Source organism: Saccharopolyspora hordei, assembly GCF_013410345.1.
GTDB classification, from domain to species: domain Bacteria; phylum Actinomycetota; class Actinomycetes; order Mycobacteriales; family Pseudonocardiaceae; genus Saccharopolyspora; species Saccharopolyspora hordei.
In genome coordinates this window covers 2601737-2613644 of the sequence record NZ_JACCFJ010000001.1, presented here as the reverse complement: position 1 = coordinate 2613644, position 11908 = coordinate 2601737, and the positions used below count along the sequence as shown (strand labels likewise).

Below are 11908 nucleotides of genomic sequence, written 5' to 3'. Positions count from 1 at the left end.
AGAGATCTCGGTTCGAAGGGCTCCGTTCGACCCGGTGGGAACCATGATCGGAGAACGGGATCGGAAGGTGGAGAACGCGATTCCGGGCACCGTGCGTTGATCGGCCCGGCCGACCACCCACGCTGCCCGCGGCACCGGGTGCGCGAAACACCCGGAGCCGGATGAGCGGGTGGAGGCGATCCGGTGACATCGGTACGTGTGGAACGGCTCTACAAGGTCTTCGGGCCACAGCCGGCGGAGCTGGTCCGCCGGCTCGAGGCCGGAGCCGACCCGGACGAGATCGCCGAGGCGGGCGGCACCGCCGCGGTGGTCGACGCGTCGTTCGAGGTGCGCGAGGGCGAGACCTTCGTGGTCATGGGCCTGTCCGGTTCCGGCAAGTCGACCTTGATCCGGATGCTCAACGGGCTGCTCACGCCGACCTCCGGCCGCGTGTTCGTCGACGGCGAGGACATCACCGCGATGTCCGGCAAGGCGCTGCGCGCGATGCGCCAGCGCACGATGAGCATGGTCTTCCAGCACTTCGCGCTCTTCCCGCACCGCACCGTGCTGGACAACGTCGCCTACGGCTTGTCGGTCCGCGGCGCCGGCAAGGACGAGATCGCCGCGGGGGCCACCGAGGCGTTGCGGCTGGTGGGGCTGGAGGGCTGGGGTGACCGCTACCCGCAGCAGCTCTCCGGCGGGATGCGGCAGCGCGTCGGCCTGGCGCGGGCGCTGGCCGCCCAGACCGACGTGCTGCTGATGGACGAGGCGTTCAGCGCGCTGGACCCGCTGATCAAGCGCGAGATGCAGGACCAGCTGCTCGACCTCAACGCCCAGCTGGGCAAGACGATCGTCTTCATCACCCACGACCTCAACGAGGCCATGCGGCTGGGCGACCGCATCGCGATGATGCGGGCCGGGCGCATCGTGCAGATCGGCACCGCCGAGGAGATCCTGCGCGAACCCGCCGACGCGTACGTGGCCCGGTTCGTCCAGGACGTCGACCGCACCCGGGTGCTCACCGCGGGCGCGCTGGCGGACCCGCGGGTCACCGCCCCGGCGGGCGCGGAGCCGGTACCCGCGTCCCTGCCGCTGAAGGACCTGTTCCCGCGGATGCGTGAGCACCCCGAGCCGGTGCCGGTGGTCGACGACCGCCGGCAGCTGCTCGGTGCGGTGACGCCGACCGCGATCTTCGAGGCGTTGAGCCACGAGGCGGACGCCCCCGTGGCGGTCCAGGAGGTGTCCGATGCGTGACCTGCTGCCCCTCCCCGCCCAGCCCGGCCTGCCGCGGGTCCCGGTCGGCGACTGGTTCGCGGCGGCCGTCGACTGGCTCAACGACAACGTCGGCCCGGTGTTCGACACCATCGACCTGGTGCTGCGCTCGGCGGTCACCGGCCTGTCCGCCGCGCTGGCCTCCCTGCCGGCCCTGGCGGTGGTGCTGGTGTTCGCCGCCCTCGGGTGGTGGCTGCGCGGCTGGCGGTTCGGCCTGTTCAGCCTGGTCGGCTTCGGCCTGGTCGCCAGCATGCAGGAGTTCCCAGCGGCGATGCAGACGCTGTCGCTGGTGCTGGTGGCCACCGCCATCTCGATCGCGATCGGCATCCCGCTGGGCGTCCTGGTGGCGCGCAACAGCGGGGTCAGCGCGGTGGTGCGGCCGGTGCTGGACCTGATGCAGACCATGCCCGCGTTCGTCTACCTCGTCCCGGTGATCGTGTTCTTCAACATCGGCGAGGTGCCGGGCGTGGTCGCCACCGTGATCTTCTCGCTGCCGCCCGGCGTGCGGCTGACCGAGCTGGGCATCCGGCAGGTCGACCGCGAGGTCGTCGAGGCGGGCGAGGCGTTCGGCGCACCGCCGCTGAAGGTCCTCACCGGCATCCAGCTGCCGCTGGCCATGCCGTCGATCATGGCCGGCGTCAACCAGGTGATCATGCTGGCCCTGTCGATGGTGGTCATCGCGGGCATGGTGGGCGCCCCCGGGCTGGGTTCGGACATCTACGAGGCGGTCACCCGGGTCCAGCTCGCGCAGGGCTTCGAAGCCGGCATCGCGGTGGTGATCCTGGCGGTCTACCTGGACCGCGTCACCGCCGTGCTCTCGGACCGCTCGCCGGTGGCGCGAGCGGAGCGCAGAGCGGCCAAGACCGGATGAAGGCGTCCGGCGGCCGTCGAAGGGAGGCAGGTTGCACATGTTGTCCAGCAGAAGACCACGGAGGTTCACCGCGATCCTCGCCGCGCTGGCCGCACTCGTCCTGCTCGCCGCCGGGTGCGGTGGCCGCGAAGCGCAGACCGGCCAGGAGGCGAAGGCCATCAACATCGGCTACATCGCCTGGGACGAGGACATCGCGGTCACCTACCTGTTCAAGGAGCTCCTGGAGCGCAAGGGCTACACCGTCAACGCCACCGAGCTGGAGGTCGGGCCGATCTACGCCGGGCTCGCCCAGGGCAACCCGGACCTCTTCCTGGACGCCTGGCTGCCGCAGACCCACGCGGACTACTGGGCGCAGTACGGCCCGCAGCTGGAGGACCTCGGAGTCTGGTACGACCAGGGCACGCTGAACATCGCGGTGCCGAAGTACCTCCTGGACGTCAACTCGATCGAGGACCTCAAGGGCCGCGGCGCCGAGTTCGGCGGGGTGATCACCGGGATCGACCCGGGCGCGGGGCTGACCCGCACCACGAGGGACAGCGCGATCCCGGCCTACGACCTGGGCGGTGAGTACACCCTGCAGACCTCCTCCACCACGGCGATGCTGGCCGCGCTGGAGCGGGCGACCAAGGACCAGAAGCCGATCGTGGTCACCCTGTGGCACCCGCACTGGGCCTACGCCCGCTACCCGCTGAAGGACCTGCAGGACCCGAAGGGCGCGATGGGCCAGGCCGAGCAGCTGCACGCGGTCGGCCGCGCCGGGTTCAGCCAGGACTTCCCCGAGGTCACGGAGATGATCAAGAAGTTCCGGCTGACCGACGAGCAGCTGGCCTCGCTGGAGAACGAGATCAACAGCGCCCAGAAGGGGCAGGAGCAGCAGGCGGCCAAGAAGTGGGCCGACGCCCACCCGGAGGTGATCGGCACCTTCGCCGGGCAGTGACCGCGGACGTGCCTAGCCGGGGTCGCGGACGCCGTGGACCAGGCTGGTCCAGTCGTCACCGCCGCGGCCCGCGGCGATCGCGCGGTCGTAGTGGGCCTTGACCGCGCGCGGGAGGCCGAGGTCGATGCCCGCCTCCTCGCTGGCCGCCAGGACGTGGGCGGCGGACGCCCCCATCATCCGGGCGGTGCTCAGGTCCCCGGGGTGGTGGTCGGCGTCGACCTGCTCGGCGGCGCCTGGCAGGAGGTCGACCACCAGGCGCAGGACCCGCGCCGCCCACGGCGCGAACTCCGCCGCCGTCACCCCGGCCCGGCCCAGCAGCGCTGTCCCGTGCAGGAAGGCCGACAGCGTGGTGAGGAACACGTCCAGGCCGGCCTGGTAGTGCAGCTGGGCCAGGCCGGGATCGGTGCCCATGTGGTGCGGGACCCCGATGACCCGCAACGTCTCCTCGTGCGCGGCGAAGACGTCCCACGGCCCGCTGTAGTGGACGTAGGCGTCCGGGGTGCCGACCACCGGGGCCGGCACCATCACCCCGCCGGTGAGGAACCGGGCACCGCGCCGCGCGGCCCAGGCCGCCGCCGCGCGGGTCGTCTCCGGGCTGTCCGAGCTGAGGTTGACCAGCACCGTGCCGGACAGGTCCTCGACCGGGCCCAGGACGTCGTACATCGCCTGGTAGTCGGTCAGGCTGAGCACGACCACCTCGCTGGCGCGCACCGCCTCGGCCGGGCTCGCGGCGAGCACCGCGCCGCGCGCCACCACACCGTCGGCCCGGCTCGCGGTCCGGTTCCACACCGTCACCGGGTGCCCGGCGTCCAGCAGGGCACCGGTCATGGCCCGTCCCATCGGCCCCAGGCCGATCACGGTGACTGGCTCGTTCACGTTCCCTCTCCTCCGTCTCGTCCCTCCGTGCGAGGCGGTGTCCACCGTGCCCGGTGGCGCGCACGGGACGCGCACGAACGGCTGGGGGCGGCTCGTGCGCGGGCTACGGTGGGTGCGTGCGATTCGGAGTCCTCGGCCCGCTGGGGGTGTGGACCGCCGAGGGCGAACCGGTCGCGGTGCCCGAGGCGAAGGTCCGCGCCCTGCTCGCGGTGCTGCTCGCGCACGACGGGCCGGTGCCGACCGACCGCCTGGTCGACGACCTGTGGGGCGCCGAGCCGCCCGGCAACCCGACCAACACGGTGCAGACCAAGGTGTCGCAGCTGCGCAGGGCGATCGGACGCGAGCTGGTCACCCGCGGCCCCGCCGGCTACGCGCTGGCCGCCGACGCGGACGCCGTCGACGCGCACCGGTTCCGCCGCCTCGTCGCGCAGGCCCGCGCGACGGAGGCCCCCGCCGCGCGCCGGGCGCTGCTCGCCGACGCGCTGGCGCTGTGGCGGGGTCCCGCGTTCGCCGACTTCACCGACGAGCCGTTCGCGCTCGCCGTCCGCCAGCGGCTGGAGGAGCGCCTCGCCGCGCTGGAGGAGTTCGCCGAGGTCCGCCTGGAACTGGGCGAGCACGCCGCCCTCGCCGGTGAGCTGGGCGAGCTGGTGGCCGCGCACCCGCTGCGGGAACGCCTGTGCGCCCTGCACGCGCGGGCGCTGTACCGCGCCGGGCGGCAGGGCGAGGCGTTGGCCGCGCTGGCGGACCTCCGCGAGCGGCTGGCCGAGGAGCTGGGCATCGACCCGGGCCCGGAGCTGGTCGAGCTCCAGCAGGCGATCCTGACCCAGGACGCCTCCCTGGCCGCCCCGACCGCGGCCCCGCACAACCTGCCCGCCCCGGTGACCGAGCTGGTCGGCCGGGACGGTGAGATCGCCGAGGTGCGGGCGCTGCTGGGCACCTCCCGGCTGGTCACGCTGACCGGGCCGGGCGGTGTCGGCAAGACGCGGCTGGCGGTCGAAGCCGCGCGCGGGACCGCGTTCCGGGACGGCGTGTGGCTGGTCGAGCTCGCCGGGATCCCGGCGGAGGAGGACACCACCTGCTCGGTGGAGCACGCCGTGCTCGCCGCCGCGGGGGTGCAGGAGTCCGCGCTGGGCACCGCCGACCCGCTCGTGGACGCGTTCCGCGACAAGCAGGTCCTGCTGGTGCTGGACAACTGCGAGCACGTCGTCGCCTCGGCCGCGGCGGTGGCCGCGCGGCTGGTGCGGGCGGTGCCGGGCCTGCGCGTCCTCGCCACCAGCCGCGAACCGCTGGGCATCGCCGGCGAGACGCTGCTGCCGGTGCCGCCGCTGGCCGTTCCCGACGTCGGTGCCGACCCGGCCGCCGTGCGCGCCGCGGCCGCGGTCCAGCTGTTCACCGCCCGCGCCGCCGCCTCCTCGCCGGGGTTCGCGGTCGACGCCGGGAACGCCGCCGCGGTGGCCGCGATCTGCCGGCGGCTGGACGGCATCCCGCTGGCGCTGGAGCTGGCCGCCGCCCGGGTCCGGGTGCTCGGCCCGCACGCGCTGGAGTCCAAGTTGGACGACCGATTCGCGCTGCTGACCTCCGGGCACCGCGACGCGCCGGAGCGGCAGCGGACGCTGCACGCGGTGATCGACTGGAGCTGGCAGCTGCTGCCGCCCGCGGAGCGGATCGTGTTGCGCCGCTTGGCGATCCTCCCCGACGGCTGCACCCTGGAGACCGCCGAGGCGGTGTGCTCCGGTGACGACGTCCGCCCGGCGGAGGTGCTGGACCTGCTGGCGCGGCTGGTGGACAAGTCGCTCGTGGTCGCGGTCGAGACCGGGAACGGCGGGCGCCGCTACCGGCTGCTGGACAGCGTCGCCGCCCACGGCGCGCAGCGGTTGCGCGAGGCCGGTGAGCACGACGTGCTGCGGCAGCGGCGCAACGACCACTGCACCGCGCTCGCCGAACGCGCCGCGGAGCGGCTGCGCGGGCCGGAGCAGCGCCGGTGGCTGGAGCTGCTCGACGCCGAGGCGGCCACCTTCCGCGCGGTCCTCGACGACTCCTCCCCGGAAGCGGCGCTGCGGCTGGTCACCGCACTGTGCTGGTACTGGTTCCTGCGCGGCAGGCTCAGCGAGGCCCGGCAGTCGCTCGCCGCGGCGCTGGCCGGCTCCGGCCCGGCGCGGGCCGAGGCCGCCGCGTGGTACGCGGGCATCGCGCTGCTCGCCGGTGAGCCGGTGGACCACGTCGCGGCGTGGCAGGACGTCCCCGATCGCGCACGACGGGCCCGCGCCCGCTGGTTCACCACGCACGCGCAGTGCACGGTCGCGGACCTGACGGCGTCCGGACCGGCGCTGGACGAGCTGGTCGCCGAGTTCACCGCGCTCGACGACCGCTGGGGCCTGGCCGCCGCGCTCAGCGACCGCTCCGCGCACCGCATGGCCCGCGGTGACCTCGCCGCCGCCACGGCCGACGCGCGGCGCAGCGCCGAGCTGTTCCGCGCGACCGGCGACCGCTGGGGCCTGGCCCAGGCGCTGTTCGCGCTCGGCATGATCGCCACCACCACCGGCGACTACGACAGCGCGGAGCGCCACCACACCGAAGCCCTGCGCGGCGCGGAGGAACTCGGCCTGTGGGCGGAGGTGGCCTACCAGACGTCCTGGCTCGGGCGGGTGGCGCTGCTCCGGCACGACCACCCGCGGGCGCGCGAGCTGCACGGGCGCGCGATGCGGGTGGCGGCCGAGCACGGCTTCACCCCCGCCGAGGTGTACGCCGAGACCGGGTTGGCGCTCGGGGCGCGCCGCGAAGGCCGCTTCGACGAGGCCGAGCGGCACCTGCGCCGCGTGCTCGCCTGGCACCGCCGGGTGGAGCAGGAACCGGGGAACGCGTTGCTCCTGGCCGAACTCGGGTTCCTCGCCGAGCAGCGCGGTGACCGCGACACCGCCCGCCGGCACCACCTCGACGCCTACCGGACCGCGCGCCGCGTCGCCGACCCCCGCGCCGTCGCCCTGGCCCTCGAAGGCCTGGCCGGTGCCGACGCGGTGGCCGCCCCGGACCGCGCCGCCCGGCTGCTCGGGGCGGCCGCGGCGGCGCGCGCCTCGGTCGGCGTGCCGCTGCCCCCGGCCGAGCGCGGCGACGTCGACCGGATCACCGCCGAGGTGCGGAAGCGCTTGCCCGACGACGACGTCCGCCGCTGCTTCGCCGAGGGCGAGGAGCACTACCCGGCGGGCGTGGACGCCCTGGTCGCGCGGCTTCCCTCGGCACCACCTGGCTCCCGTCACGCCGCGTCGCGGCACCGGTCACCCACCGAGCACGCGCGCCACCGGGCGTGAACGTATGATCGAGGCCCGTGTCCAGCGTTCACCTGCTGCCCATCAAGACGGCAGCGGTCGTCTTCCCGGTGCTCGCCCTCGTCCTGTTCGCTCCCGCCGCCGTGGTCACCTACCGCAGGCACGGGATCATGTCGAGCTGGCGCACGCTGTCGTTCTACAGCTTCCTGTTCTACGCGCTGACCGCGTTCTTCATGACGCTGATCCCGCTGCCCTCGCGGCGGGTGGACGTGTGCGCGGAGTACCCGCAGATGTCGCACCCGGCGCTGGTGCCGGGCAACACCCTCGGCGACGTCTGGAAGGAGGCCGAGGGGCGGGTCAGCGTCGGCGCCCTGGTGCTGCACAACCCGGCCGTGTGGCAAGCGCTGCTCAACGTCGCGCTGCTGGTGCCGCTGGGCGTGTACCTGCGCTACCACTTCCAGCGCAGCCTGCTCACCACCGCCGCGATCGGCCTGGGCGTGTCGCTGTTCTTCGAGTGCACCCAGCTGACCGGGGTGTGGGGCCTCTACGAGTGCCCCTACCGGTTGGCCGACGTCGACGACGTCATCACCAACACCTCCGGTGCCCTGCTGGGTTGGTGGTTCGCCGGGCCGCTGACCCGCTGGCTGCCGACCCTGGACTCCATCGACGACGCGGCACTGGCGCGGCGCCCGGTCCCGCTGGGACGGCGCCTGCTGGCGTTCGTGGTGGACATGTGCGTGCTGCCGTTCGCGGTGCTGGTCGGCACGCTGGTGCTGGTGCCCGTCCTCCGTGACGACGCGCTCGTGGTCGGGCCACTGCTGGTGCTGCTGGCCTACTACGTCCTGCTGCCCTGGGCCACCGGCGGGACGCCGGGCAAGCGGTTGCTGCTGCTCGAGCTGGCCGGCCCGGGCGACGGCGAGCGCCCCGCGCCGTGGCGCCTGCTGCTGCGGGCCGTGGTGCTGGCGGTCCCGATGCTCCCGGTCGTCGGCGTGCTGACGGCGGGCACCGGGTTCGTCCTGCACGTGCTGGGCGACCGGGTGTTCGACGCCGTCGCGGTCGCGGTGGAGGAACCGCTGGACGTGCTGCACTTCCTCGCCACCGCCTGGGTGCCGCTGCTGGGGGCCGTCGCGGTCGTCGCGGCGAGCGGGCTGCTGCTCCTGGTGTTCTGCGTGGCCCTCTACCGCCACCCGCGGCACTACGGGGTCCACGAACTCCTCTCCGGTGTGCACAACGTGGCGCTGCCCCACAAGCGCGCCCTCCGCTCCGCGCAGGGCCCGGAGACGCCCGAGGAGGGCACTCCCACGGAGACCGCGTCCTCGACGCCGTCGCAGTAGACCTGCCGTCAGCGGCGGCGCTTGGTGCGGAGGTAGTCGCCGACGACGGCGGCGCCCAGCCCGTCGGGCGTGGGTGCGAGCACCCGGCCGCCACCGCGCCGGGCCAGCAGGTCCACGAACGCCTCCAACCGCGGGTCCTCCCCCAGCATGAACACGCTCAGCGTCGTGCCCCGCCGCGTCAGGGCGTCCACTTCGGACAGCGTGGCCGCCAGCGTGCGCGGGTCCGGCGGGTACTGGAAGACCGCGTCGCCGCCGGGTTCCAGGTGGGCCGTGGGCTCGCCGTCGGTGACCACCAGCACCACCGGCTCGGCGTCCGGGTGGCGGCGCAGGTGCCGGCCGGCCAGCAGCAGCGCGTGGTGCAGGTTCGTGCCCTGCTCCCACACCCCTTCCAGCGCCGCCAGTTCCCCGATGTCCACGGTGGAGGCGTAGCGGCCGAAGGTGACCAGTTGCAGCGCGTCGTCGCGGAACCGGGTGGCCACCAGGTGGTGCAGCGCCAGCGCGGTGCGCTTCATCGGCACCCAGCGGCCGTCCTGCACCATCGACCACGACGTGTCCACGCACAGCACCACCGCGGCCCGCGAGCGCTGCTCGGTCTCGGCGACCTCCAGGTCGGAGACGTCCAGCAGCGCCGACTCCGGGCCCTCCGCCGCGCGGCGCAGCACCGCGTTGCGCACCGTCCGCGGGGCGTCCCACGGCTCGGAGTCGCCGTAGCTCCACGGGCGCGTGGTGCCGGTCAGCTCCCCTGCCGCCCCCGCGCGGTGGGTGTCGCGCTCCCCGCGGCGGGAGCGCAGCTGCGAGACGACCGAGCGCAGCGCGGTCTCGCCGAGCCGGCGCATCGCGCGCGGGCTCAACCGCAGGCTGCCGTCCGGCGCGCGCTGCAGCATGCCCTGCTGGCGCAGCTGCCGCTCGATCTCCGCCAACCGCTGGGCGTCCACGACCGCGCGCGGGCCGAGCTGCCGCTCCAGCGCCTCCAGGTCGATGTCGGCCAGGCTGGCACCGGGGTAGGACTGGCTCAACTGTTCGGCCAGCCGGTCCATCTCGCCGAGCTCGGCCATCGCGGCGGTCGCCTCGGCCAGCCCCATCGGCTGGTCACCGCGGAAGCGCGCCCGCCCGGTCCAGTCCTCACCCGGCCGCAGCTGCTGCAACTGCTGGTCCAGGCGCTGCAGCGCCTGCGCGATGCGGGGATCGCCGAAGGCCTGCTGGGACAGCGCCAGCAGCTCGTCGCGCTGCTGCGGGCTCATCGAGTTCAGCAGCCGCTGGGCCGCGGCCGAGCGGGCCGCGAGGGCGTCGATGAGCTCGTCGACGTCCCGCGGGTTCTCCGGGAAGAACTCCCCGTGCCGCGCCATGAACCGCTCGAAGCGCTGCGGCACGTCGGCGTCGCCGCGGGCGTGCGCGGCCAGCAGGTCCGACAGGTCGTCGAGCATCTCCCGCACCCGCTCGACGTCCTCCGGCGTGACCTGCTGCATCGCCTGCTTCATGCCCTGGAAGCGCTGCTCCAGCAACTCCGTGCCCAGCATCTGCTGGACCTGCTCGAAGGTCTCCCGCGCGTCCGGGGAACGCCAGTCGTAGGTGGCCAGCTCGGCGACCTGCCCGGCCGCGTCCGGCGGCAGCGCGTCCAGCTGCAGCTCGCGGAACCGCGCGTCCTCACCAGGGTCGGCCGCGAGCGCCAGCCGCTCCTGCTCCAGCGCGCGGTCCAGCAGCCGCCGCACCTCGGCGATCGTGCCGTCCAGGCGGTGGCGGCGCTGCAGCTCGCTGCGCCGCTGCCACAGCTGCCGGGTGAGCTCGTCGAGGCCGGCGACGTCGCGGGTGCCCGTGCGCAGCAGCTCCTCCAGCGCGGCGCGCGGCGAGGCGCCCTCCATGACGTCGCGCCCGATCTGGTCCAGCGCGGCGCGCAGGTCCACCGGCGGTTCCAGGGGGTCGGCCCCGCCGTGCCACGCGCTGTACCGGAACCGCCGGGACATCAGCTGTACACCGACCTGTCGTCCTCGGCGTCCTTGCCGAGCTTCTTGGCCAGGAACAGCGATTCCAGCGCCAGTTCCACGGCGCTGGCGATGCGCCCGGGCGGGTCACCGGCCCGCACGTCGAGGCGTTCGGCGACCTGGTGCAGCACCGGCAGTTCCGGCAGCGCGGTCAGCAGGTCGTGCCCGGACACGCGCTCCCCGGTGGCCACCGGGTGCCCGTCGGCCACGGCCTGGGCCAGCGGCCCCAGGTCCAGCCCGGCGAACAGGCCGCGCGCGGTGTCGGCCACCGCGCGGCGCAGCAGGTAGCCCAGCAGCTCGTCCTCGCGGCCCTCCTCCCCGGCCTCGAACTCGATCTTGCCGCGCAGCACCGCGGGCACCGCCTCCAGGTCGACCGGCCGCGCCACGGCGGGGTGTTCGCCGGTGATCGCGGCACGGTGCAGCGCGGCGGCCGACACGGTCTCGGCGGCGGCGATGGCGAACCGCGCCGACACCCCGGAGCGCTGGTCCACCGCGCTGGACTCGCGCAGGTGGCCGACGAACCGCGCGATCACCTCCAGCAGGTGGTCGCCGACCTCGGCGGGCAGGTCCGCCTCCTGGCGCACCAGCGCCACCTCGTCCTCGACCTCCAGCGGGTAGTGGGTGCGGATCTCGGCGCCGAAGCGGTCCTTCAGCGGCGTGATGATCCGGCCGCGGTTGGTGTAGTCCTCGGGGTTGGCGGTGGCGACGAGCAGCACGTCCAGCGGCAGCCGCAGGCTGTAGCCGCGGATCTGGATGTCGCGCTCCTCCATGACGTTCAGCAGCGCGACCTGGATCCGCTCGGCCAGGTCGGGCAGCTCGTTGACGGTCACGATGCCGCGGTGCGCGCGCGGCACCAGTCCGAAGTGGATGGTCTCCGGGTCGCCCAGCGACCGGCCCTCGGCGACCTTGACCGGGTCGACGTCGCCGACCAGGTCGCCGACCGAGGTGTCCGGGGTAGCCAGCTTCTCGACGTAGCGCTCGCTGCGGTGCCGCCAGGCCACCGGCAGGTCGTCGCCGAGCTCGGCGGCCCGCCGCCGGGAAGCCGGGGTGATGGGCTGCAGCGGGTGCTCGCCGAGCTCCGAGCCCTCGATGACCGGGGTCCACTCGTCCAGCAGCTCGACGAGGCTGCGCAGCAGTCGCGTCTTGCCCTGCCCGCGCTCGCCGAGCAGCACCACGTCGTGCCCGGCGATCAGCGCGCGTTCCAGCTGCGGCAGCACGGTGCGGTCGAAACCGACGATGCCGGGCCACAGCGCGCGGCCGGAACGCAGTGCGGTCAGCAGGTTCGCGCGCAGCTCGGCCTTCACGCTGCGCGGTGCGTGGCCGCTGGCCCGCAGTTCCCCCGCGGTGCGCGGCAGACCAGGAGGTGGTGTCGGGATCGTCACCCCTCCGACGCTACC

General features: G+C 74.4%; 8 protein-coding genes. 5 read left to right on the top strand and 3 right to left on the bottom strand.

Annotation, left to right across the window (positions count from 1 at the left end; translation table 11 throughout):
- Positions 1–183 precede the first annotated feature (183 nt).
- Genes HNR68_RS12265 through HNR68_RS12255 form a run of 3 tightly spaced genes read left to right on the top strand, consistent with a single transcriptional unit; the run spans position 184 to position 3059 of the window.
- Positions 184–1233, top strand: coding sequence for a betaine/proline/choline family ABC transporter ATP-binding protein (locus HNR68_RS12265; RefSeq protein ID WP_179720555.1), 1050 nt, complete (start codon positions 184–186; stop codon positions 1231–1233).
- Complete coding sequence (locus HNR68_RS12260; RefSeq protein ID WP_179720553.1) at positions 1226–2122, top strand: ABC transporter permease; 897 nt, start codon at positions 1226–1228, stop codon at positions 2120–2122. Before HNR68_RS12265 ends, HNR68_RS12260 begins: the two co-directional genes overlap by 8 nt.
- A gap of 37 nt (positions 2123–2159) precedes the next feature.
- On the top strand, positions 2160–3059 hold the full coding sequence (locus HNR68_RS12255) for a glycine betaine ABC transporter substrate-binding protein (RefSeq protein WP_179720551.1): 900 nt from the start codon (positions 2160–2162) through the stop codon (positions 3057–3059).
- A 12-nt stretch (positions 3060–3071) separates the two neighbouring features.
- Here the strand turns inward: HNR68_RS12255 and HNR68_RS12250 are convergent, their stop codons facing one another.
- Complete coding sequence (locus HNR68_RS12250; protein ID WP_343050089.1) at positions 3072–3935, bottom strand: NAD(P)-dependent oxidoreductase; 864 nt, start codon at positions 3933–3935, stop codon at positions 3072–3074.
- 116 nt (positions 3936–4051) lie between these two features.
- Between HNR68_RS12250 and HNR68_RS12245 the strand changes: the two genes are divergently transcribed.
- The gene (locus HNR68_RS12245; protein ID WP_179720549.1) at positions 4052–7240 is read left to right on the top strand and encodes a BTAD domain-containing putative transcriptional regulator; all 3189 of its coding nucleotides are present in this window, start codon (positions 4052–4054) and stop codon (positions 7238–7240) included.
- Between the two features lie 17 nt (positions 7241–7257).
- On the top strand, positions 7258–8532 hold the full coding sequence (locus HNR68_RS12240; RefSeq protein WP_179720547.1) for a VanZ family protein: 1275 nt from the start codon (positions 7258–7260) through the stop codon (positions 8530–8532).
- 8 nt (positions 8533–8540) lie between these two features.
- Here the strand turns inward: HNR68_RS12240 and HNR68_RS12235 are convergent, their stop codons facing one another.
- Positions 8541–10493: a vWA domain-containing protein gene (locus HNR68_RS12235; protein WP_179720545.1), complete on the bottom strand. Its 1953-nt coding sequence runs from the start codon at positions 10491–10493 to the stop codon at positions 8541–8543.
- The gene (locus tag HNR68_RS12230) at positions 10493–11893 is read right to left on the bottom strand and encodes an ATP-binding protein (RefSeq protein WP_179720543.1); all 1401 of its coding nucleotides are present in this window, start codon (positions 11891–11893) and stop codon (positions 10493–10495) included. The genes HNR68_RS12235 and HNR68_RS12230 overlap by 1 nt, the downstream gene beginning before the upstream one ends.
- Positions 11894–11908 lie beyond the last annotated feature (15 nt).